This window comes from Endozoicomonas sp. ALC013 (assembly GCF_049310205.1).
In the GTDB taxonomy this organism is placed as follows: Bacteria; Pseudomonadota; Gammaproteobacteria; order Pseudomonadales; family Endozoicomonadaceae; genus Endozoicomonas.
The window spans coordinates 1-21,878 of record NZ_JBLYNS010000013.1; the positions used below are offsets into that span (position 1 = coordinate 1).

21 protein-coding genes and 4 tRNA genes are annotated in these 21,878 nt (G+C 47.7%); 10 read left to right on the forward strand and 15 right to left on the reverse strand.

The features are described from left to right. Positions 1 to 155 precede the first annotated feature (155 nt). Positions 156 to 1,583: a Na+/H+ antiporter NhaC gene (gene nhaC, locus ACO6V1_RS04575; protein ID WP_422449392.1), complete on the reverse strand. Its 1,428-nt coding sequence runs from the start codon at positions 1,581 to 1,583 to the stop codon at positions 156 to 158. 273 nt (positions 1,584 to 1,856) lie between these two features. Here nhaC and ACO6V1_RS04580 point away from each other — a divergent pair, with 273 nt between their 5' ends. The 5 genes from ACO6V1_RS04580 to ACO6V1_RS04600 all read left to right on the forward strand — a co-directional run bounded on the left by ACO6V1_RS04580 (position 1,857) and on the right by ACO6V1_RS04600 (position 3,934). Then, the gene (locus ACO6V1_RS04580; RefSeq protein ID WP_422449394.1) at positions 1,857 to 1,982 is read left to right on the forward strand and encodes a hypothetical protein; all 126 of its coding nucleotides are present in this window, start codon (positions 1,857 to 1,859) and stop codon (positions 1,980 to 1,982) included. Positions 1,983 to 2,211: 229 nt separating this feature from the next. Continuing rightward, positions 2,212 to 2,577, forward strand: a complete 366-nt coding sequence (locus tag ACO6V1_RS04585; protein WP_422465995.1) for a hypothetical protein — start codon at positions 2,212 to 2,214, stop codon at positions 2,575 to 2,577. Between the two features lie 7 nt (positions 2,578 to 2,584). After that, positions 2,585 to 3,034, forward strand: a complete 450-nt coding sequence (locus tag ACO6V1_RS04590; protein WP_422459266.1) for a hypothetical protein — start codon at positions 2,585 to 2,587, stop codon at positions 3,032 to 3,034. 9 nt (positions 3,035 to 3,043) lie between these two features. Beyond that, the gene (locus tag ACO6V1_RS04595) at positions 3,044 to 3,403 is read left to right on the forward strand and encodes a hypothetical protein (RefSeq protein ID WP_422449400.1); all 360 of its coding nucleotides are present in this window, start codon (positions 3,044 to 3,046) and stop codon (positions 3,401 to 3,403) included. 186 nt (positions 3,404 to 3,589) lie between these two features. Beyond that, positions 3,590 to 3,934 carry an STAS domain-containing protein gene (locus tag ACO6V1_RS04600; protein WP_422449402.1) on the forward strand — a complete coding sequence of 115 codons (345 nt, stop codon included), beginning with the start codon at positions 3,590 to 3,592 and terminating at the stop codon, positions 3,932 to 3,934. A gap of 159 nt (positions 3,935 to 4,093) precedes the next feature. Here the strand turns inward: ACO6V1_RS04600 and ACO6V1_RS04605 are convergent, their stop codons facing one another. Both ACO6V1_RS04605 and upp read right to left on the reverse strand, forming a co-directional pair. Then, positions 4,094 to 5,383, reverse strand: a complete 1,290-nt coding sequence (locus ACO6V1_RS04605) for a uracil-xanthine permease family protein (RefSeq protein ID WP_422465996.1) — start codon at positions 5,381 to 5,383, stop codon at positions 4,094 to 4,096. Positions 5,384 to 5,406: 23 nt separating this feature from the next. Continuing rightward, a complete protein-coding gene (gene upp / locus ACO6V1_RS04610; RefSeq protein ID WP_101744823.1) occupies positions 5,407 to 6,033 on the reverse strand; it encodes a uracil phosphoribosyltransferase in 627 nt (208 codons plus the stop codon). Positions 6,034 to 6,432: 399 nt separating this feature from the next. On the opposite strand from upp, the gene ACO6V1_RS04615 reads away from it, so the two are divergent. Beyond that, entirely contained in the window at positions 6,433 to 6,990 is a 558-nt protein-coding gene (locus tag ACO6V1_RS04615) for a hypoxanthine-guanine phosphoribosyltransferase (RefSeq protein ID WP_101744821.1), read from the forward strand. 74 nt (positions 6,991 to 7,064) lie between these two features. On the opposite strand, the gene ACO6V1_RS04620 is transcribed toward ACO6V1_RS04615, so the two are convergent. Further along, positions 7,065 to 8,519 (reverse strand): coiled-coil domain-containing protein, encoded by a 1,455-nt coding sequence (locus ACO6V1_RS04620; RefSeq protein WP_422449408.1) that lies wholly within the window; start codon positions 8,517 to 8,519, stop codon positions 7,065 to 7,067. A 53-nt stretch (positions 8,520 to 8,572) separates the two neighbouring features. Further along, on the reverse strand, positions 8,573 to 9,865 hold the full coding sequence (locus ACO6V1_RS04625) for a hypothetical protein (protein ID WP_422465999.1): 1,293 nt from the start codon (positions 9,863 to 9,865) through the stop codon (positions 8,573 to 8,575). A gap of 354 nt (positions 9,866 to 10,219) precedes the next feature. Between ACO6V1_RS04625 and ACO6V1_RS04630 the strand changes: the two genes are divergently transcribed. After that, a complete protein-coding gene (locus ACO6V1_RS04630; RefSeq protein ID WP_422449412.1) occupies positions 10,220 to 10,510 on the forward strand; it encodes a PA4642 family protein in 291 nt (96 codons plus the stop codon). 41 nt (positions 10,511 to 10,551) lie between these two features. On the opposite strand, the gene brnQ is transcribed toward ACO6V1_RS04630, so the two are convergent. From brnQ to ACO6V1_RS04645, 3 genes are all read right to left on the reverse strand, one after another. Beyond that, positions 10,552 to 11,883, reverse strand: a complete 1,332-nt coding sequence (brnQ, locus tag ACO6V1_RS04635) for a branched-chain amino acid transport system II carrier protein (protein ID WP_422449414.1) — start codon at positions 11,881 to 11,883, stop codon at positions 10,552 to 10,554. Positions 11,884 to 12,175: 292 nt separating this feature from the next. Further along, positions 12,176 to 13,642 (reverse strand): cardiolipin synthase, encoded by a 1,467-nt coding sequence (gene cls / locus ACO6V1_RS04640; protein ID WP_422449416.1) that lies wholly within the window; start codon positions 13,640 to 13,642, stop codon positions 12,176 to 12,178. Between the two features lie 244 nt (positions 13,643 to 13,886). Further along, positions 13,887 to 14,663: a TSUP family transporter gene (locus ACO6V1_RS04645; RefSeq protein ID WP_422449418.1), complete on the reverse strand. Its 777-nt coding sequence runs from the start codon at positions 14,661 to 14,663 to the stop codon at positions 13,887 to 13,889. A 467-nt stretch (positions 14,664 to 15,130) separates the two neighbouring features. On the opposite strand from ACO6V1_RS04645, the gene ACO6V1_RS04650 reads away from it, so the two are divergent. Beyond that, complete coding sequence (locus tag ACO6V1_RS04650) at positions 15,131 to 15,610, forward strand: Lrp/AsnC family transcriptional regulator (protein ID WP_422449574.1); 480 nt, start codon at positions 15,131 to 15,133, stop codon at positions 15,608 to 15,610. Positions 15,611 to 15,670: 60 nt separating this feature from the next. Here ACO6V1_RS04650 and ACO6V1_RS04655 read toward each other — a convergent pair. The 7 genes from ACO6V1_RS04655 to trpR all read right to left on the reverse strand — a co-directional run bounded on the left by ACO6V1_RS04655 (position 15,671) and on the right by trpR (position 19,289). Beyond that, positions 15,671 to 15,745, reverse strand: a tRNA-Gln gene (locus tag ACO6V1_RS04655). A gap of 31 nt (positions 15,746 to 15,776) precedes the next feature. Beyond that, a tRNA-Met gene (locus tag ACO6V1_RS04660) sits at positions 15,777 to 15,853 on the reverse strand. Positions 15,854 to 15,970: 117 nt separating this feature from the next. Then, positions 15,971 to 16,045 (reverse strand) — tRNA-Gln (locus ACO6V1_RS04665). Positions 16,046 to 16,148: 103 nt separating this feature from the next. Continuing rightward, positions 16,149 to 16,225 (reverse strand) — tRNA-Met (locus tag ACO6V1_RS04670). A 168-nt stretch (positions 16,226 to 16,393) separates the two neighbouring features. After that, complete coding sequence (gene ychF, locus ACO6V1_RS04675; RefSeq protein ID WP_209275607.1) at positions 16,394 to 17,485, reverse strand: redox-regulated ATPase YchF; 1,092 nt, start codon at positions 17,483 to 17,485, stop codon at positions 16,394 to 16,396. 146 nt (positions 17,486 to 17,631) lie between these two features. Next, positions 17,632 to 18,894: an aromatic amino acid transport family protein gene (locus ACO6V1_RS04680; protein WP_422449422.1), complete on the reverse strand. Its 1,263-nt coding sequence runs from the start codon at positions 18,892 to 18,894 to the stop codon at positions 17,632 to 17,634. Between the two features lie 122 nt (positions 18,895 to 19,016). After that, positions 19,017 to 19,289, reverse strand: coding sequence for a trp operon repressor (gene trpR / locus ACO6V1_RS04685; RefSeq protein WP_101744812.1), 273 nt, complete (start codon positions 19,287 to 19,289; stop codon positions 19,017 to 19,019). 256 nt (positions 19,290 to 19,545) lie between these two features. Between trpR and ACO6V1_RS04690 the strand changes: the two genes are divergently transcribed. Next, the gene (locus ACO6V1_RS04690) at positions 19,546 to 20,787 is read left to right on the forward strand and encodes a hypothetical protein (RefSeq protein WP_422466001.1); all 1,242 of its coding nucleotides are present in this window, start codon (positions 19,546 to 19,548) and stop codon (positions 20,785 to 20,787) included. 70 nt (positions 20,788 to 20,857) lie between these two features. Further along, on the forward strand, positions 20,858 to 21,859 hold the full coding sequence (locus tag ACO6V1_RS04695; RefSeq protein WP_422466003.1) for a D-alanine--D-alanine ligase family protein: 1,002 nt from the start codon (positions 20,858 to 20,860) through the stop codon (positions 21,857 to 21,859). Positions 21,860 to 21,878: the final 19 nt, after the last annotated feature.

Consider the following 21,878-nt stretch of genomic DNA (forward strand, 5'->3'; position numbering starts at 1 on the left):
GTGCGGCGTTGCAACTCCGGTCACATAGCTACGGCTATGCTCCCTGCGTTGCGCCGTGCATAGCAACTGCCCACTTAGCCAGAAATATACGATTCCATTTGGCCAACTACTTAGCCCGGAAACAAGGGAAACCATGAACGCTTCCCGTTAAATGTTTAAACTGCCGGACTGGTTTGTTGAAGATCCTGGCCTTTGCGGAACAGGCCAAAACCCACCATGGCAAGTACCACAGCAAGAACCGGACTGAGCCAGTTTAAAAGAGCCCAGGGCGCATACTCAATCACGGCAACACCCAGGGTCGAGGCAAAAAACGCACCTCCGGTAGTCCAGGGTATAAGCGCTGTGGTGAGTGTCGCCCCTTCTTCCAGAGAGCGCGAAAGCACACGGCGATCTACACCCTTTTGATCATAGGCTTCACTGAACAGCTGACCACCCAATATGATCGATATGTAAGCTTCCCCCATGGTCAGATTGCCCGTGAAGCAGGCAATAACAGTGGTCGCAACCAGAGTGGATGCCCTGGTTATTTTTATCACAATCGTTTGAATAAGCACCCGCAAAAAACGGCAACGCTCCAGAATGCCACCCAGTGCCAGGGCCATAAGAGATAATGACAGTGTCCACATCATTGAGGTGATCCCCCCTCGTCCAAGCAATGCATCCAGGCTCTCCAGGCCTGTCGCAACCGTGCCGCCGCCATAAAGACTGTTAAGCACCGTGGGCAGACTCTGATCCTGCAGGACGATAGCCAGCACCACCGCAACAGAAGATGCCACCATCATGCTGGGTTCAGCTGCAACACGGGCCATACTGAGCAGCAACATAACGATCAGCGGTAACAAAGTCAGGCCATTGATCGTGAAGGTATCCTTTAAAGCCGCCTGCATGGCGAACAACTGTTCAGCGGGCAACGGGTTCTCAGCGTAACCGAGCCCCATCAGCGAGAATATCACCAGGGCCAACAAATAGGCCGGTCCTGTAGTAAACAGCATGCTCTGAATATGGGAGTAGAGATCAACCCTTGAGGTCATGGCAGCCAAGTTAGTGGTATCGGAAACCGGTGACATCTTGTCACCAAAGCAGGCACCGGAGATAACCATTCCGGCAACCAGGGGTGCGGGTATGCCCATGGAGGTCCCGATCCCCATCAGGACAACCCCCATGGTGCCAACCGTTCCCCAGCTGGTACCGGTGGCCAGGGACATCAGGCTACAGAGAAGCAACCCGGCAGGCAGGAAAAGCGCCGGACTGACAAATTCAATGCCGTAGTAAATCAATGTTGCCAGCGTACCACTCTGAATAAACGCGGCAATCAGCACCCCGATCAGAATAAAAATATAAACCGCCGTCAGCGCTCCGCTAATCCCGGCATTCATGGCACCCCGAATGGCACGAAAGTCATAGCCAAGGGCAAAGGCACTGATGGAAGCGATCATCAGGGACAACAGAATCAAGCTGTGCAGGCTGGTTTCCAGAACAAAAAGCCCGACACTGATGACGCCAATGATTGCAGCAAGGGTGATAAAAGCATGGAGAAAACCGGGCTCTTTCCATGACGTTTCTGCCGAAGTCGATACAGCCAAACCAGAACTCCTTTGGATACTGGGCAAATAGCCAGATATAAATATCTATTTCCCAGTATGAAATACGTTATTTTTAAGAATTTGATCGTTTTATATCCCAATCAATCTATTTAGCAAGTGTAATGACAAAAATATTGCTCTGCTGGACGATAATCGGGATCCTCTTCAACAACCATCAGGCGTGATCACTTATCCACAGGCAGACACCATCCATGCCAGCCCGGTCTCCCTGCGCTGGCGGCAGAGGGAGAAGGCTCCAGTGAATTTCCCTTGGTGGCAACATCGGTTCACCCTCTTAAGCCACCACCATTGCAGTACGATACAGGGCCTGAGCTGGATTTTGCCCGGGTCGCCACCCGAATAACATCCATTGTTATTGACTTGAAGGATCTCGCGTAGTCGTGACTGATAAGACTCATAAGTAATGTAAATATTGTTTTATTAATCAAGATGATAAAATCACCGTTTAAATTTAGTGAACTTATTACTTTTGGAATTGTATATGTAATTTAAGAAAACCAACTTTAAATCGCTTTTGTTGCCACCATACTGGCCACTTCTATCGATCAAGTTGATTCTGAAATGGCTCTTGAATCCAAGGAGAAGGGAAGACCCCCCCTGATTAATAATGGAAAAATTATTTTTAGCATTGATGTTCTCCTCTTCTGTTTTTGCCCAGACACAAAGTCCCATTCACATTGGTGGCAAAGACAATATCGAAGAAGCGATTCGAATGACACGAGTCACAACAGTAGAGATCAAAGTGTCATCGATATCGAAATCGTCTGACTATGAAATCACTGTAGATGGTGAAGTGATTGATACAACTGGAGTGATCCAGGCTCATTCCACCAGGAAGATTGATGTACCTCTTATATTCAAAACATCAAATAAGCCACAGAGGTTTCAAATCTGTTCTGTTTCGATCCCCGGTGAGCGTGATCTATTCAGGACTCGTGTTTGTACCAACGCTGATCTCGTATTCATTATTTGATGAAATCATGAACATCAAATCAATTTTCGCTGCAACACTTTTCATTTCTGCTTCTGCAATGGCTCTCGATGATAATCAAATGCAGTTCTCTACTGACGTTGATCCAATGTATGGAATCGAAATTACCGATGCACAAGGTGCTCTTCGCTTCAAAGGAGAAGCTGCTTCCAATCCAACGGCATTCAAAGTTATTTCCAATACAGGAGAAACATTGACTGTCCATGTCGAATTGGAATCCCTGAATACTCCATCGGGTCAACCTGTTAATAATCTTGAAGATGATCTCTATATGGGTATTGGCTCAAAATCCAGCAAGATAGGCGACGGTGCTGATTTCAGCAATCTGAAATCAGACAAAGTGTATCTTGCTACAGCTCAGTTCGTACATATCGAACGGACAGATGTCAAAGCAGGAACGTATGACGCGATCATCACTCTGACAGTTCAGCACAAGTAAGAGAGACAAATGAAGAAACTTATTGCTATTGCCGCTATGACGCTTTCCATGCATGTATTTGCTGACTCGATTCGTACTGCTGATGGAATCTCCTGTTCTTTCGATGCTGATGATTCTCCATGGAGTGTGGAGACCTATGCTGAAATGGGAAATGATGATTACGATAATCAGTATGAAAGAGGGCACAACAATAGCGTAAGAGATAATAATAAGTTTGGTGTGAAGCTCGTGTATAAATTTGGCGGACCGGGGAGACTCCAGTGTAATGATCTTTATCAACTGGAGCTTCGAGATAAAGAAGCTCGTGTAAAACAATTGGAAGCCAAGCTCAAGATGTACGAAAAAGCTTCGAACCTGGCATGGGACTGATTTGTCAAACTAAAAAATAATTTATATTTCAACCAATTACCGCAAAACATTCCTCACAAAAAAAACCTCCTGAAATGAACTATGGCCTGGCAATATTGTCAGACCCTGTAACCAGAGTGTTATGCAAAAACAAAGCCCCAGCCCTTACTATTTCGATCATTAAGGGATCACACCGGGAGAAGGAGTATGGAATTAACCATTAATCTCGAAAGCTATCAAAATTACACACTGATTATTCTGGATGGCGATCTTAATGCCAGTACCATCCAAATTCTGGAGAATGCTGTAGAGAATGCAACCAGAATCGACACCAGCCATATTGTGCTGGATTGCACCCTGCTCAAAAGCATCAGTAGCGATGGGTTGCAATTACTCCTTCATTGTCAGGTACAACTGGCAGGACATTTCTATCTCTCGCTATATAACGTACCCAACAATGTTGCCTCACTGATGGAGTTATGCGGCATTACGTATTTTATCCAGATGAACACGCAGGAGCAGAATCAAAAAAAACAACCGGCATCAGCCTGATCCATAATAACGGCGGCACTTAAGTAGTTGGCCAAATGGAATCGTATATTTCTGGCTAAGTGGGCAGTTGCAACGCCGCAGAGTGACTGACAACTTAGTCAGAAATATATGATTTCATTTGGTTAACTACTTAACAACAGTACCGCCTGTTTCCGCTTCTCAGGCAACGTCTTCTTTGCCAACTTCAGCAGACTGGTATCGATCCTCCCCGGCACGATGGGGTAGCAGCAAATTCAGAATGACTGCAGTCAGTGCACAAAGACTGACGCCCTTCAGTGAAAATTCACCCAGTGAAATACCCATATTACCGATACCAAATACCAGCACGATAGAGACAATCACCAGGTTGCGGGGCTGTCCCAGGTCAACCCTTGCCTTAATCAGCGTGTTAAGGCCAACAACGGCAATGGAACCAAATAGCAGCATCATAATACCGCCCATTACCGGCACTGGAATGGTTGACAGGAATCCACCAATTTTACCGATAAACGCCACACCAATGGCAATGACTGCGGCCCAGGTCATAATAGCGGGGTTGTAGGCTTTGGTGAGCATCACCGCACCCGTGACTTCTGAATAGGTGGTATTGGGGGGCCCACCCAACATACCCGCAGCCGTCGTCGCCAGACCATCACCGAGCAGTGTATTTTTCAGCCCCGGTTTTTCCAGATACTTTTTCCCGGTCACTGAACTGATCGCCAGCATATCACCAATGTGCTCAATGGCGGGGGCAATGGCCACCGGAATCATATAAAGCACCGCATTCCAATTAAGTTCCGGGGTGGTGAAATTCGGAATAGCAAACCATGGGCGGTCAAACAAAGGCTGAAAGTCCACAACCCCCATGATCACCGCAGCAATATAGCCTGCACCAATGCCACAGATGATGGGAATCAGTCGCAGAATCCCACCGGCCATGGTCGCCACCAGCAGGGTCGCCAGCAGCGAGATCGCGGCCAGGAACAGAGCCTGATCAGCAGAGATTAACCCTTCAACAGGGGATGTTGCCATCCCAACGGCAACCGGTGCCAGGCCAAGGCCGATCACCATAATCACCGGCCCGACCACCACAGGTGGAAACAACCGGTACAGTATGCCGGATCCACGCAACCTGACCAGCACACTCAAGGCGGCATACAGCACACCGGCGGCCATAATGCCACCCATGGTGGCCGCCAGGCCCCAGGATTGAATACTGAACGTCATCGGCGCAATAAAGGCAAAAGAAGATGCCAGGAAGACAGGCACCTGTCGGCGTGTGATCAGCTGGAAAATCAGGGTACCGATACCTGCGGTAAAGAACGCTACATTGGCGTCCAACCCGGTCAGCAACGGCACCAGAACGAGTGCACCAAAGGCAACAAACAGCATCTGCCCCCCCATCAGCGCCTGCCGCCAGAGCGACATCTCTGAGTGCAGGCTGTCCCCCGACTGTGCTGAATGATTCATTGTTGGATATCCTTATTCGTTACTTATCGAGTACCAAAAATTTTGTCACCGGCATCACCCAGGCCCGGAATGATGTAACCGTTGTCATTAAGCCCCTGATCAACAGATGCGGTAAAAATCTTCACGTCAGGATGCGCTGAGCAGATCTTTTCAATACCTTCCGGCGCAGCCACCAGCACCAGACAGCGGATCTCTTTGCAACCTGCCTTCTTCAGCATATCTATAGTCGCCAGCATGGAACCACCGGTAGCCAGCATTGGATCCAGGATCAGGGCAATACGCTCATCGATATTACTGACCAGTTTTTCAAAGTAAGGCACCGGTTCCAGGGTTTCTTCGTCGCGGTACAGACCTACCACACTGACCTTGGCATTGGGGATCATATCCAGAACGCCATCCATCATACCAATGCCGGCACGCAGGATCGGCACAATGGTGATTTTCTTACCCTTGATCTGCTGAACGGTCACCGGACCATTCCAGCCTTCAATCACCGTATCTTCCAGCTCGAGGTCTTTGGTTGCTTCGTAGGTCAGCAGGCTGCCAACCTCACTGGCCAGGGTACGGAAGCCCTTGGTACTGATATCGTGGGATCGCATCAGTCCCAGCTTGTGTTGTACCAGCGGATGCCTGATTTCCTGTACGCTCATGCATGACCTCAACTGTCTGATTGGAGGTGGATGGGTAATGAAGTAAAAAATGAATGGCTGAGATAGAAAACGTTTCTGAGTAAGCACTCATTGAGAGAATGATCGTGCAAAAGCTTTCAACGCCTAAACCTTCTTATTCTCCCACAGGATGTCCGCACTGCCCATAGGTTTTTACAACCGCAACAATCATGTAGTTTTCTCTTGCCCATTGACGACAACAACGGTATTTTTTCCTGCTTTGCTTTTCGTGAAAACTGTTTCCAGCTCTCCACAGGAGAGTAAAAATGGTTTTTTAATCAAAAATGGACTGCCGCTCGCCAGGGTGTCCGACACCTGTACTGCATGAGTTGACTCACTGGAATAACCGGCCGCCAATCAAACGATCAGGGTTTGCACAACATGTCTGTTGATCTCGACCATATCCGGCAAGTGATGGATGAAGCCGACTGTCTCTATAACGAGCAGCAGATTGAAGATGCCATCGCCACCATGGGACGCAACATTACCCACCAGCTGGCAGATAGCAACCCGCTGGTATTCTGCGTAATGAATGGCGGCCTGGTGATTACCGGCAAACTGCTGACTCATATGCAGTTCCCCCTGGAAGCCTCCTACGTGCATGCAACCCGTTACCGGGACCAGTTGACCGGTGGCGGCCTGGAGTGGAAAGTTCGCCCAACCCAGACCATCAAAAATCGTACCGTCCTGATCATCGACGATATTCTGGATGAAGGACATACTCTCGATGCAATTATCGATTTTTGTAAGGAAGAAGGTGCTGCCAGCGTTCTGACTGCGGTTCTGGTGGATAAAAAGCATGACCGTAAAGCCCGCCCCGGCCTGAAGGCTGACTTCACCGGCCTGGAAATCGAAGATCGCTATATTTTTGGCTACGGTCTGGACTATCAGGGTTACTGGCGTAATGCCAATGGCATTTATGCCCTGAAAGGTCATTGAAATCCTGCAATTTCTTAGAAAAAAAGCCTCCGGTCCGGAGGCTTTTTGATTTGGGTTAATCCATTTCGCCAGTGTTATGCTTCAGGATTATTTTCCTGGTCATTTTGTGGTTGGGCAGTGTCTTTCTTTTTAAATCCAGAGCCACTGAACATTTTGGTTACCGTCTGGTTTTGAGCCTTGATATCCTGGTCATACAATTTGCTCATCTCCGAAGTTTTATCATCGTATTGGTTTTCGATTTTCTTTCGTGCTTTTTGTAATGCTGTCATCTCTTTCTTTTTCTCAGCTTGCAGAGTTTTTAAGTCTTTCATAACCTGTATTTGATCATCCTGATTTTTTTTCAGGGCATATTGCAGATTTTCAAGCTTTTTCTGTTCAGCTCCAAGTTCTGAGAGAAGCTCTGTTTTACCCACGTTGATTTTTTTAATGTTTTCAGCAGTTGTAATTTTGGGTGCAAACTCAGGCAGCTTGACCTCAGATTCCTCAACAAACATTAACGACATTTCGTAACCTTGTAGTTTTTGTTGTTTCTCGGCAATGACAGTTTGAATCTCACCAATGCGGGTTTGGTTTTCTTTTATTTGATTACTCAGTTTATTAGCTTCAGAAATTTTATTATCAATTTTTTTATTTATTGTCTCAGTGTATTCGACTTCAGCTTTTTTCAAGTCTGAAATGGCTTCATCTTTCATTTTCTTACTATGAAGGGCCAGAGTCTCTTTGAAGTCATCAGCTCTCTCATTAATAAGCCCCTTATGTTCTTTTTTAAAATTATTTGCCTGCTTAGCCAAAGATGACTTCAATTCATTACGTTCTTTTTCAATATTAGAAACTTGATGCACATTCCTGCTGAACAGATCGTAAGCCTCACTATCCATGAAAATATTTGCAAGTTTTCTCACAGCATTTTTACGCACTCTCTCTGAACCACTTTTCAAAGCCACCAATTGAGGCTCCCCATCCTCAGTGGCCGGCGGTAAAACAATCACTGATCCGTTACGTAAAGAGGTCAAATCCCCATCAACAATCGACAATATAGTTTTGTACTTTTCTCTGAATTGATCATTTTGCATTTTTAACTCGTTAAGATCCTCTTTCTTCTGACCGAGCGTCTTCAAATCTGTATTAAATTTCTGAATCTCTTCCGCCAATATTTGCTTTTTGTCATTACTGTGAGTAGCTTTTAAAGCTTTTTGAGCCTGAGCTGGGGAAATTTCTCCCCAATTCTGATTTTTCACCATCCTCTTGCCTTTGCCCATCACCAAATGCTTTATTCCTTTAACAGGACGGCAGTTACTGAGCCACTGACGAAAATCTTTAAAGGCAACCTTTACAGGCCTGATGCTTTTAGGAAGCTCTTCAAACTTACCCGCAGAAACCTGGATACCGACAAACTCTTCTGGATTAATCTCCTGAATAGTAACCTGCTTCCCATTCAGAAACCCTACTTCTGGGTTAACAATATCTGCTTTTATAGCAAAAGGTAGTTTTTGAATTTGATCAACCCGGTTGTTACTTATAGCGGTCATTTTTATGACTCCTTCCTTTCCATGGTTTAAGAATATTTTTTTTCGATAAAAGATTATTTTTTCCGAAGATTTCTACCTAATTGCTGTTTAAGCATATTCTGTTCAGCTTCCATTTCTCTCTTGTCAGCTTTCTCCTGTTGTTTTAATTCTTTACCTTTTTGCAAGCTATCCACTTCTTTCATCTTAGTATCAAGCTCTGCTTTTTTCTCCTTCATCTCACCGGGTATTGCTTCCAACCTGGCACTACCATTTTCAATAATCTTTTGCGCTTTCTCAATACTATTCACCGTAGCAGTGAATGCTGTCGGTATTCCCTCACGCTCTTTTGGGATCATACTGAGCAGACTCAGTTGTTTTTTCAAGTCTGACAGAAGCTTCTTATGCTCAGCAACGGACTCCTGTGTTTGTTGCTTCTCTGCTTTCAGTGCTCTGATTTCAGTCTGCAACTGGTCAACCTTATCGTCCAGCTTGATACGCTGCTGAGTCAACGTATCCTGTAATTCAGATAGCCTGGTATTTCTACCCTTGCCCTGTTCCAGAGTATGCTGTTGCTCCTTAAAATGTTTGAGAATTTCTTTACCACTATCTTTTATTGAAGATTTCAACTGCTTCTGCTCAGATCTCAGCTTTTGTATTTCTGAATCAAGCCGTTCCATTCGATCAGACAAACCTGAATTTTCAACCTGCTTAATCACCATATTGACCAGATCTTTCCGAGCATCAGGATCCGTTGATGCAATTATCACAGGATCAGCGTCCTCAATAGGAATTGGGAGAGATATTCTCTTTTTGCTATGGATCACGCCATCAGGATTTTCACAAACCTTAATGGTATCTTTGTAGAGCTGCTTGAGCTTATCCAGTTCTGTTTGCTTATCAACCTCCTGTTTCTCAGCACTCTCAAGTTGATCAATTCTGTCATTGTGTGCTTGAGCTTCAAGCTTCAACTGGTCAGAGCCGCCCTTTATTGATTCTTCTGGAATTTTTTCCCAGTTTTCATGCTTGACGGCTTTTTTGATACCATTGAATGAACTTTTTAATTTTTCACTAACGCTCGTATTGAACTGCTTCAGTTTCTTAAATACTTTTTTCCGAACGGAAACCGTATCTTTTTCAGCGGCTATCCCAACTTTTCTCTGTTCAAGGGGTATCTTTTTGGGCACGGATACACCTGATTCCTGGTCTGATAACTTAAGACCCGGTGTTGATAAAACCTTTACTGCCGTAATGGTAACCGTACCCTTAGGACCAAATGTAATGGTAACTTTATTCCCTTCTTGAAGAAGAGTTTTGATCGTGTCCAGTTGCTGTAAACTAAGCGAACCTGTATTAGATGCCCTATCCATAATGGCCCTCAAACATTCCTTTAATTACTCAATCAATTGTAGCCGTGCAAGAAAATTTGAATAACAAAGCCAATAGTGATTTCAGAAAACAGGCAACCGGACAGTGATTCCCGGTAAAATAAACTCTTTGTCAAAATCATGTCGCCTTATAGGCCGCTTTTCCGGCAATGGATTATCTGAGCCTGTCTAAATCCCACTGCAAACATTTACTTTTATTCTTTTTATGCTTAACGTAATCTCAAAATATCCTATTGAGGTTATATATCTTTGTTTTCGACTCAGTAAAATATCCATCTGCTTATAGATTTCGCCCAGACAAACCCTACCCATAAAACACTGGACAGTGAGTCAGCCATGAAGAAAGACAAACAGAAAGTCATTGGAGAGGAATTAAGTGATGAGCGCCTGAAAGCGCTGCTGACACTGCAGCCAGCCGCTGGCAGCAGTCGAGACTATCACATTCTGTTAAGAGCCTACCGCTACCTTCGTGCGGATGATTTTGCCCGTTTTATCCCATTTTATCTGGAAGCCGGCCTGAATCTGGACGCCCGGGACAGCGCAGGGAAAACTCTGGCTGAAACCATCACACAACATCACCACGGTCAACCGTATCTCAAAGCTCTTACTGACCCGGTCAGGCATTAAACATCAGAGGCTGCCCGATACAATGGGCAGCCTGATACCTGTTACCCCTGAACAGGCCTGGCGTCCTGCGAGGAACGAACTGACGTGATCATCGCAAAAATACCACCCAGAATACCTGGTAACAACCAGACCAGACCCTCTGTCTGCAAAGGCAAATACGCAAGCACTGCGTAAGCTGGCTCAATGAAAGCCAGGCCAGCGGCGTGCAGACCTTCTACAAGACTGATCAGACCCACTGGAATTAGTACAAACGCCATTACCCGCTCAGGTTTCGCCAGCCACGATTGCAACAGTGTCACCACAATCAAAGCAATCGCGACAGGATAGATAATCAGCAACGCTGGAATGGTAACCTGCAATAATGTATTCAATCCAACATTGGCAATCAGTGCGCTGGCCAGGGCGCAGAGAATCACCCAGGTGCGATAATTAAATGCCGGAAATACCCGGGAAAAATATTCACCACAGGCACTGAGCAAACCAATCGCAGTGGTCAAACAGGCCAGAATAACTGTGATAGCCAGTACCACCTTCCCCCAGGACCCAAACACCGCGTCGATGAACAGGCTGATAATCTCTGCGCCATTTTGCGGAGCACCCACCAGCTGATGACTGGTAGCACCAATGTAACCCAATACCAGATACACCAGTGACAGACCGACAGAAGCGATCAAGCCTGCAATAAAGGTATAGCGCGCAACCTGCCGTGTATCCGTAACCCCCTTATTTTGAATAGCATTGATGATAACCACGCCAAATACCAGTGCCCCCAGGGTATCCATGGTCTGGTAACCCTCACGGAAACCATTAAAGAAGCCCTGACTGATCATAGACTCGGTGGCAGCACCAGCTTCTCCCTGGGGAAAAAGCAAAGCACCAACGGCAATAATCACCAGAACACCCATCAGTAGCGGAGTGATCACTTTACCTACCGTCTCAACCAACCTGCCCGGAAACAGTGCCAGATACAGCGCAACAGCAAAAAACGTTATGGAAAACAGCGCCAGCGAAACCGCACCGGACTCAGCAATAAACGGCAGAAGACCCAGCTCATAAGAAACAACAGCGGTCCTGGGCGCGGCAAACAAAGGACCGATAGCCAGAAACAGAACAACTGCAAAGGTTAAGGCGATTTTTGCCGGGAAAATGGTAGTCAGCTTTTCCAGACCACCACCGACACGAGCACAGGCAAGCACACCCAGCAACGGCAGGCCTACTCCAGTGAGCAGAAATCCAAGCATCGCAATCATCAGCTCAGTGCCCGCCATATGCCCCAGAAATGGAGGAAAGATAATATTTCCTGCGCCCAGAAAGAGCGCAAAGGTCATCAGGCCCGTGGCCATAATATCTGTGGCTTTTAAAGTCTGCGACAAAACCTGTCCCCTGTACCCACTCTCTCTGGCAAACGACCGGTCAGCCATACCAGAACGGCAAACCCTGTAACCAGAAAGAATAGTGTTGGAAGTGAGCATGGAGAGGCGAAATAAAGGCCTCCCGAGAGGCCTCTTTATTTCATACATGAGGCTCTAGCTATATCAGTGCTTTCACCTAAAAATAACAAAAAAGCAGGATTTATTGCGTTTTAATCAATAATAAAGAAGAAATCCCTTAAGTAAGCATCAAACCTCAGCAGTAATCACTATTAACGTTATTCCCAGCGCCCAATCACAGCAGCGGACTTAATAGCTGCAGCGTATTTTCCAGCAGTTTCCGTCGAAAGGGTCTTTTTGACCAACGGTTGATATCCACCTCACCCGCCTGATTCATATAGGACTGGAGCACATGAAATATCTGCTGGCCAAAGCCATCATCATAAACAATCAACGTCACTTCATAATTCAGCCAGACACTGCGCATATCCAGGTTTACGGTACCAAACAGCGCTGTTTCACGGTCCACCAGAACACACTTGGTGTGCAGCAACCCCCCTCTGAACTGCTGAATAGTCACGCCAGCCTGCAGCAACTCCTGATAATAGGAGCGACTGGCATGATGAACCATTCTCGAGTCATTTTTCTCTGGCACCAGCAACTGGACATCCACACCACGCATTGCTGCTGACTTCAAGGCCGTCAGCAAAGACTCATCGGGCACAAAATACGGTGTACTGATCAGGAGTTCCTGACGACTTTCGTAAATAGCCGTCAGCAGAACCTGCTGCAGCATTTCCCGGTCCACATCAGGTCCGGACGGCAGAACGTGTACAAATGCACCGTCCCGGCCACGATGCTCAGCCGAAGGGTACTCATACTGCCGGTTGAACGAGGGGTGCCCCTGCCCGGTTTCCAGTGCCTTATCCCACTGCACGATGGCTCCGAGCACATGGGCAGCAACACCATCAATCCTGACCATGGCATCCACCCACTGTCCGACCTGAGCATCCTGCTTAAACAGGGATGGATCTACCAGGTTAAAACTGCCGGTCCAGGCCACCTGATCATCAACCACCAGAATCTTCCGATGGTTACGAATATCCATACGCTCCACCAGCATGCGCAGAGGGCCGGCTGACATGGATGCGGTAACACTGATCCCTTCAAGGCGAAAACGACGCGCCCATACTCCATTCAAAAAATCCCGACTGCCGACATTATCCAGCACAACCAGACAATCAACCCCTCGCCTGGAAGCGCGGATAACCGCTTCCGCCACCTCTTCAGCCCGACCGACCGGCTCCCATATATAGAACTCAATCAAGAGACTTTGCCGGGCATTTTCTATATCACGCAGCAGAGGTTCGATAATGTTTTCAAAATCTGAAAAGAGCTGCAGGTGGTTACCCGGCAGCAAAGGAATACTCATGCTTTTTTCTGCCAATGAGAAAATGCCATGATGACTGGTCACCGGACAGCGGGATGGCTCACCACCTGAGATAATCCGGGCCAGGTGCTGATACCACTGGGCATAATCCGGATAAAGTGTGCGCATGCGTTTTAAACGACCAATGCCCAGGCGGGGCGAACCCAATAACAGATACAGCACAAACCCTGCCACCGGCAACGCGAACAGCAACACCAGCCAGGCCAGAGAAACCCCCACAGGCCTTCGGGTCATAATCACTACAACCGCAAAAGCAATAATGGCACTTAAATAGGCAGCGCCAAACAGCCAGCTATACCAGGTTGTTTCCATGCACTAAAGTTCCGAAATTAAACCAGCTGAATTACCCAAATGTCCGGCTGATCTGGCTAGAAGTACTCTGTTGAGGTGTTCGCCATTGCTCCGGCTATAAACCAGCCGCCAAGACTATTGTCTTTCTAACCAGTCACCGGGAATAACGGGGTTTGCAAACTCAGCTGGCATTACCCACAAAGCTGCCCGGTAGCGGGCAGCCTCGACAGATAAAAAGGGACAATGGTTTCAAACAAGATGCCTTTCACTGGAGCAAATGTCCATAATTACCCCAAAGAAGTTTGGCCGTCATAGCCAGAGACACGCAGACAATCATGGGACGGATCAATGCCTCGCCGCGGCTAAGTACCACATATGAGCCAAGTCTGGCACCAATAACCTGGCCCACTATCATGACCAGACCAACCGCCCAGACCGCATGCCCACCAATAATGAAAAACAGCAAAGAGGCCAAATTGCTGGTGCAATTCAAAACTTTGGTATGAGCGGTGGCACTGGTGATGGAATACCCCAGCAAGCCTGCAAACGCCATGGTAAAAAACGAACCGGTACCCGGCCCAAAGAAGCCATCATAAAAACCGATCAGCAACGCCACGGTAAACGCAAACACCGGCACAGAGATCAACTGTCGTGACTGGTCACAGCTCAGTCGTGGAGAAAACAGAAAGTAAAGGACAATACCGATCAGCAGGAAGGGAATGGCCTGTTCCAAAACCCCGGCATCAATCCTCTGCACCAGCAGCGTCCCCATCATGCTGCCAATAAAGGTCATCACTATTGGCAGACGTATCTCCCGCAGGTTAACCGCACCTTTGGAAATAAAGTAAACACTGGCAGACAGCGTACCAGCGGCCCCCTGAAGCTTATTGGTTGCCAGCGCCTGAACCGGTGAAAGCCCGGCAGCCAGAAGCGCGGGCATTGATATCAGCCCCCCACCACCCGCAATGGAATCAACAAATCCAGCCACCGAGGCAACAGTAAAAAGGAAAAGCACAAGATCCAGAGTAATGGTTGCGTCCAAGGTCAATCCTTGCAGATAAAGGTTGATAATTTATGGAAGCGTAATAATAGAACGTCCAGCAAAAAATATTCAGATAAAGTTCACCCCGCAGCAAACGGAATCTACTTACTTTTCGATTACCGGGTTATTAAAAACCCGTAAAAAAATATTCGTACCAATAGCAAAAACCGCTGATTATCTCCCCAGATAATCAGCGGTTGGTAATCTCGCTTGAGCTCATAACACCTGGCCTGCTAATACGCTCTCCGTCATTGAACCTTGTGAGTTCCTCTGACCAGCATTCCTGATTGGGAATACTTTTTCATCTCAGGCTTGTGGCCGGGATGGCTGAAGGTCACTTTTGGCGACACTCTTTATTACGGGATAATTATAGAAAAAACGGCGTGGCAAAAGATTGCGAATTGGTGGATAAAACCCAAAAACAGCGCAATAATATTCCAAAGACTTAATAATTATTAAAAGAAAATATCATGAAACTCGATCGTTACGATATCCGGATACTTCAAGCGCTGCAACAGAATGCCCATATCAGCAATCAGGATCTGGCCGATCTGATTGGACTGACGCCATCCCCATGCCTGCGCAGGGTCAGGCAGCTGGAGGAGTCAGGATTAATAACCGCCAGAGTAACACTGCTCAACCCACAGAAGCTGGGACTAAGCCTTACCGTTCTGATTCATATCAGTATGGATAGACACACCCCGGAGCGATTTGAACACTTTGAAGAAACCATCAACAGTTATGACGAAGTGATTGAGTGCCTGTTGATTACCGGGCAATCGGCAGACTATATGGTCAAGGTGATGGTGCCGGACATGAATTACTATCAGGATTTTCTGCTAAACAAGATCACAAAAATTACTGGCGTCACCGGCGTACATTCCAGCTTTGTACTCCGCCAGCCGGTTCATAAGACCGCTTTACCCCTGAACCATCTCAAGCCTTAACGGCCTGATTAAAAACAGAGGCACAAAAAAACCTTCCTGATATCTCAGGAAGGTTCTGTATGGCTGGGGTGGAGGGATTCGAACCCCCGCATGTCAGGATCAAAACCTGATGCCTTACCGCTTGGCGACACCCCAATAGATTATGCAGGATGCATATTCGAACTAGTGGTAGCTAGGGGCAGATTCGAACTGCCGACCCCAGCATTATGAGTGCTGTGCTCTAACCAACTGAGCTACCTAGCCACTGAATCGGGCCGCTATTGTCGTGATTCAGAATGCTCATGTCAAGAAACATGCCATTCTTTATCTCTACAGCTGTTACAACGACTGTTACAACAACTGCCACAGCAACAGGATAAATGGCTGGGGTGGAGGGATTCGAACCCCCGCATGTCAGGATCAAAACCTGATGCCTTACCGCTTGGCGACACCCCAGCAAATTAGCGAATTGTTATCTCTTCGCTCACAAAGGCCTTTCGATGCTACTATACGAAAACTCGTTTTAGCAACCATCATAAATCTTGCAGAAAAGATTAGATGGTAGCTAGGGGCAGATTCGAACTGCCGACCCCAGCATTATGAGTGCTGTGCTCTAACCAACTGAGCTACCTAGCCGCCGAAAGATGGTGCGCACTTTAGTGATTTCACCTGAGCCTGTCAAGCAAAAAGCCTATAAGCAACGCAGATTCATAACACGACGACATGCGAATACTCGATGCACTGGCGCAACGAAAAAAGGCACGCTTTCGCGTGCCTTCTTCCGTCGTTTTTTTTCAGCCAGGTTCAAACATTAAACAGGAAGTGCATAACATCACCATCCTGAACAATATACGCTTTGCCTTCTACGCGCAGACGGCCAGCTTCTTTGGCACCCTGCTCACCATTGTATTTAATGAAATCATCATAGCCGGTGACTTCCGCACGAATAAAACCACGCTCAAAGTCAGTATGAATAACACCGGCAGCCTGCGGCGCAGTGGCACCCACCTTCACCGTCCAGGCCCTGACCTCTTTCACCCCTGCGGTAAAGTAGGTTTGCAGACCAAGCAGTTCATAACCGGCGCGGATAACACGATCCAGGCCAGGCTCTTCCATGCCAAGATCCGCAAGAAACTCTGCTCGCTCATCATCATCCAGTTCGGCGATTTCCGATTCCAGCTTGTTGCAGATTGGGACCACCACGGCCCCTTCCTGAGCAGCGATTTCCCGAACGGTGTCCAGGTATTCGTTATCCTCAAAACCATCCTCATCCACATTGGCAATATACATGGTGGGCTTGATGGTCAGCAGGTGGAATAAACGAACAAGCTTCCGCTCATCATCACTCATATCCAGAGAGCGAACCGGATTACCAGCTTCCAGATGCGGAATGATTTTTTCCAGCACCCCCTTCTGGGCTACGGAATCCTTATCACCACCTTTGGCAGAACGGGCAACACGCTGCAGCTGTTTTTCGCAGCTTTCCAGATCCGCCAGCACCAGTTCCATATTGATGATTTCAATATCTGCACGGGGATCAATCTTGTTGGCCACGTGAATAACATTGTCATTAGCAAAGCAGCGAACCACATGGGCAATTGCATCCGTCTCACGGATATTCGCCAGAAACTTGTTACCAAGGCCTTCCCCTTTGGAAGCACCTTCAACAAGACCCGCGATGTCCACGAACTCCATGGTGGTCGGCAACACTCGCTGAGGTTTAACGATTGCCGCCAGCTTATCCAGACGGGGGTCTGGCATGGCGACAACACCGGCATTGGGCTCAATGGTGCAGAACGGGAAGTTTTCTGCATCAATACCCGCCTTGGTTAAGGCATTAAATAGCGTTGATTTACCAACGTTTGGCAATCCAACGATGCCACATTTGAAACCCATAGCGCTTCTGCTCGCTCCTGAAGATAGTTAATGGGGGCGAATTATAAAGACTGGGGGAAAAAATTTCAGAAATTTTATGTCGGCAGATAAAAAAACGCCCAGAGAAATACTCTCCAGGCGCTCAATCCAATCACATCAAACAGGCATCAGCCAAACTTTGGCAGAACCCCCATCAAATCGAGCCCCGCCAGCACCATAGCCACAATGCCAAAGAGGAAAATCAGTGCCATTCTCACGGTCCCGCCCGGCACCTGATAGCCACCCTCACCCCGTTGACGGCCAACCCAGGCCATCACTACCGGAGAGAGAATACAGAAAACAACCAGCACCAGCCCGGCGAAGCCAATGGCAGTAATAAAACCATTGGGCAGGAATACCCCCAACAGGGTTGGCGGTATAAACGTGATGGCAGCTGTTTTTAAGCGACCCACAAAGCTGCTGTCGAAACCGAACAGATCTGCGATGTAATCAAACAGACACAGGGCAACGCCCAGGAATGAGCTGGCCACCGCCATATTGGCAAACCACTGCAACACATTGGATACATTTACATTAAGACCAGACCCGGAAAGTGCACCCAGCATATCGCCAATATTGCCTCCGGCAGCAATAATGGCCGGGAACGCCTCACGGGGCAGATTGCCAAAGAAACTGAACTGCCACAGAGCATAAAACGCCAGGGCCAGCAACGAGCCGGTCAAAAGGGCAAACCTTACCTGTTTGCCATCCTTATTGAGATAGCGGGTGATGCTGGGTACAGCGGTCTGCATACCGAAACTGACAGTCAGAAAGCCCAACGCTCCGAAAGAGAACGGAGACACCTCGGCAAACGACAGGCCCGGCATCAGATTATCAGAGGACGCATTACCCAGTAAGCCACTGATACTCCACAGAAAGGTGATCACCATTCCACCAATCAGCACCGTACTGACCCGGTCAACGGCACGGGTTCCGATCATTACGATAGCAGAAAGCACCAGGGCAAAAACAAAGCTGGCCATAGGTGGAGAAAGAGAAACACCATCCACGGCTTCCAGGGAATAAGTAATAATGGAACTGCCGCCCGAGATGTAAGCGTAAGTCAGGATGTAACAGAGAAAGGCAACAGAAGCACCGTTAACAATACGACCAAAAGAACCAATGGTGCCCTCGGCAATAGAGTCAAAACTCGCCCCCAAAGGAAAGCGCAGATTAGCTTCCAGCAGGTAGAGTGATGCGCTGTACATGCAATACCAGGTAAAGACCATCAGCAGCATTGAGTAACCAAACCAGAGACCGCTGGTGGCTACTGGCAGTGAAAACATCCCGGCACCAATCGCGGTTCCGGCTACGATCACCGTTCCCCCAAGAACCGAACCCTGCTTTCCGGCAGCGCCCGCAGAACTTTCCGTTATAACTGCTTCAGACATTCTTATTCCTACTGCTATGGGTCTATTTGCTTATCCAGCTCAGGGCTGTTTCCGGCTCAGGGCTGTTTCCGGCTCAGGGCTGTTTCTGGCTCAAGGCTGTTTTCTAATAAGACACTAACTATTTAAATCTGTTCAATCATGGCTATTTCAGTAGCAGACAGCGTTTTCAGATAATTTGAACCGCGGGTTACTTTGGCGATACTCACCCCGATCCGCGCAGCTATCTCCCGTTGAGACTCTTTTCCCGAAATCAGGGCCCGCATAATGGCCAGCCTTGAGCCAATCGCTTCCCGTTCTTCTCGAGTCAGTAACACCGCCATAATTTCATGGAGCGCTTCCACATCCTGCTGGCTCTTCAGCAGTTTGATTACCTGAAACCAGGACTCAGTCTTCATGCCTTGTTCAATTTATCTCAGCCGCCCGTACTGCCGTAACAGTACAAAAGTACACTCGTTGCCGATATTACGGAAAACACTAAAAATCACAATCAAAATAATCAGAAATTCAGGTCCCGGCCAAACAAATTTATGGTCGTTCGCAAAAAATAGAATTATTCGCACAAAAAAATGTCCAAGCACTCAACATTAAAACGAATTACCCAAAAGCGCTTGCGACCACCCCATGGAGACAAGCCGTTTCAACTTTAACAAGGTGTATTACCTGAATAACCAAGGCGACAATCCTGTGAAACAATTGATCAAAACCGTTATTTGTAAACTGATACTTGCCCTGTCAGCTTTGCCACTCACAGCCATTGCAGCAGAAAGCACTCAACCAATGGCAACCGGCGACCCTGCCGATTCATATCTCACAACCACCGGCTACACCCTTGAAAAGCATTCCAACGCCACCCCAGTCATTACCGCTCACTTTGACCACTGCAAGGGCAACCCCCTTGCCAGGCAAAAAAGAATGGCAAAAGGTATTCTCATTGGCAACGATCGAGTGCTTGCCCCGGCGGATTACTTTATCGACCCATGCTCTCCTCCCATTGTTTTACCTGAAAGCCCTCCTCAACTTTCAAACAACTTTTATTGCCACGACCAGCGAATCAAAAAAATCTCCCACCTTTCTCTTATTACACCGAGCCGCACAGAAAACGAAACCGATGAAACCTGGCAACCGGCCAGAGCGGCCACACCCAAAATCACCAGAGTGTTAAATGAATTACATTTTGACGGAACTTCAACGGTCGACGCCCTTCTATGCCACAGGGTCGAAAATGGCACTATCAACGTGGCACCAGCGGTAGCTGTTCTTTCTCTCAATAAACGAGGCGTTAGTGCAATACCAACAGAAATAGCAACGGCTCAGCTATACGATAGAAGTGACAACAACGGGAGCGAGCTTCCTGTAACCTACAGCTCTTTACTCCTTAGAAACCATATGCACTTTCTAAACAATGAAACAACTGCCAGACCAGAATCACAAGAGATCAATCAGCTTATAGAAGCCGCCAGGCAATTACAGCTTGCCGAAGAAAGCAAAGGCAACACCCGTTTTGATGCTCAACCAGCTGCACTGATAACTTCCACCGATGACAGGCATTATCTGACTGCGCTGGTTAATGACTGGGAAATAATCGAGGAATTTCCCTCCCTATACGATCTCCCCGATTATGCCCAAAGACACCCCTATATCAGCAAACTCTGGAAAGGCTCCAGCCCATTGACAGGAACTATTAGCCATACTTTAGGCATGCAAAGCATTCCCAGCCTGACGGGTGCCGCGGGAGGCATTCTGGCCACCGTAGAAATCGCAAGCACGGCCATGCTTTTTTATATTATTGCCAGCTACCTCTCAACATCCCCTCACATCTATACCGTTATGAAAGCCGGGCTGGGCATCATTCTGGCCTCTGGATTTTATCGCTGGGCAACCTCGGAATATTAATTAACAAGATGCAGGACAACAAAAACAACTACATTTGATGAACTGCACCCTTAATCTTGTGGATCATTAGATGCCAGACAGAAGTATTACCGTGGGAATCATTTGTGGCGGTCCTTCCCCTGAAGCCATTGTTTCAAGACTCTCTGCGGGTCGCATCAGCCCGCCCCTGGAGAAAAACTATCGGAAAGTAGTCACTCTTGAGCTGGACAAGATGCTGCCTGCCAACCTGACCCTCCACCAGGTCGATGTGGTTTTTCCCGTCGCCCACGGCCCCATGGGGGAGGATGGCTGCCTGCAGGGGCTTCTTGAGATTATGAGCATCCCTTATGTTGGCTCAACGGTCCTTGGAAGCGCCTGCGCCCTGGACAAAGTCGCTACCAAGCGTATTTTACAGGCTGCGGGCATCCCCATGGCGAAAGACTGTATCGTTTCCCGTGGAGACCCGCTAAACCGCTCCGTCAGCCAATGCATGGAAGCCCTCGGGGAGAAGGTGATTATCAAGCCCTTCGCCCAGGGCTCTGGTATCGGCATTCAGTTTGCCCGGGGCGAGCAAGAGCTGGAAGAACGACTTGGAAGCGGCTTTGAGAAAGATGAACAACTATTGGTGGAGACATTTATTCATGGCAGAGAAGTCACCGCCGGGGTACTTGAGCTGGATAGCCCACAAGTGCTGCCAACCACAGAAATCATCACGCCTGATAATGCCTGGTATGACTATACCCATCGCTACACACCGGGCCTGAGTGAACATATTATTCCCGCCCGTATTACGGATTATCAGCGAAAAAGAGTTCAGGAGATCGCTCTGCAAGCACACCAACTGCTTCGCTGCCGGGATATCAGCCGCTCCGATTTTATGGTTCCCGAAAACGGAGAGCCGATCTTTGCTGAAATCAATAATCTTCCCGGAATGACGCCCACCAGCCTGTTTCCCGATGGAGCAAGGCATGCCGGAATAGAGTTTGAGGAACTGATCTGCCGATTGATCGACAACGCCATGCTGAGAAAGGGGAAACTGTTTAATGGCAATGATTACTGGCCAATTCCCGAATTGAATGTGTCAAGTCAGTAAGCAGGCAATAGTGGAAACT

What these genes read in the sequence shown, in the direction of transcription:
- ACO6V1_RS04680 (WP_422449422.1), bottom strand. Translation starts at nt 18,894, where the DNA reads ATGTCTGAAGCAGTTATAACGGAAAGTTCTGCGGGCGCTGCCGGAAAG.
- ACO6V1_RS04595 (WP_422449400.1), top strand. Translation starts at nt 3,044, where the DNA reads ATGAAGAAACTTATTGCTATTGCCGCTATGACGCTTTCCATGCATGTA.
- ACO6V1_RS04615 (WP_101744821.1), top strand. Translation starts at nt 6,433, where the DNA reads ATGTCTGTTGATCTCGACCATATCCGGCAAGTGATGGATGAAGCCGAC.
- ACO6V1_RS04605 (WP_422465996.1), bottom strand. Translation starts at nt 5,383, where the DNA reads ATGAATCATTCAGCACAGTCGGGGGACAGCCTGCACTCAGAGATGTCG.
- cls (WP_422449416.1), bottom strand. Translation starts at nt 13,642, where the DNA reads ATGGAAACAACCTGGTATAGCTGGCTGTTTGGCGCTGCCTATTTAAGT.
- trpR (WP_101744812.1), bottom strand. Translation starts at nt 19,289, where the DNA reads ATGAAGACTGAGTCCTGGTTTCAGGTAATCAAACTGCTGAAGAGCCAG.
- ACO6V1_RS04630 (WP_422449412.1), top strand. Translation starts at nt 10,220, where the DNA reads ATGAAGAAAGACAAACAGAAAGTCATTGGAGAGGAATTAAGTGATGAG.
- ACO6V1_RS04590 (WP_422459266.1), top strand. Translation starts at nt 2,585, where the DNA reads ATGAACATCAAATCAATTTTCGCTGCAACACTTTTCATTTCTGCTTCT.
- ACO6V1_RS04620 (WP_422449408.1), bottom strand. Translation starts at nt 8,519, where the DNA reads ATGACCGCTATAAGTAACAACCGGGTTGATCAAATTCAAAAACTACCT.
- ACO6V1_RS04585 (WP_422465995.1), top strand. Translation starts at nt 2,212, where the DNA reads ATGGAAAAATTATTTTTAGCATTGATGTTCTCCTCTTCTGTTTTTGCC.
- ACO6V1_RS04600 (WP_422449402.1), top strand. Translation starts at nt 3,590, where the DNA reads ATGGAATTAACCATTAATCTCGAAAGCTATCAAAATTACACACTGATT.
- ACO6V1_RS04625 (WP_422465999.1), bottom strand. Translation starts at nt 9,865, where the DNA reads ATGGATAGGGCATCTAATACAGGTTCGCTTAGTTTACAGCAACTGGAC.
- upp (WP_101744823.1), bottom strand. Translation starts at nt 6,033, where the DNA reads ATGAGCGTACAGGAAATCAGGCATCCGCTGGTACAACACAAGCTGGGA.
- ACO6V1_RS04695 (WP_422466003.1), top strand. Translation starts at nt 20,858, where the DNA reads ATGCCAGACAGAAGTATTACCGTGGGAATCATTTGTGGCGGTCCTTCC.
- ychF (WP_209275607.1), bottom strand. Translation starts at nt 17,485, where the DNA reads ATGGGTTTCAAATGTGGCATCGTTGGATTGCCAAACGTTGGTAAATCA.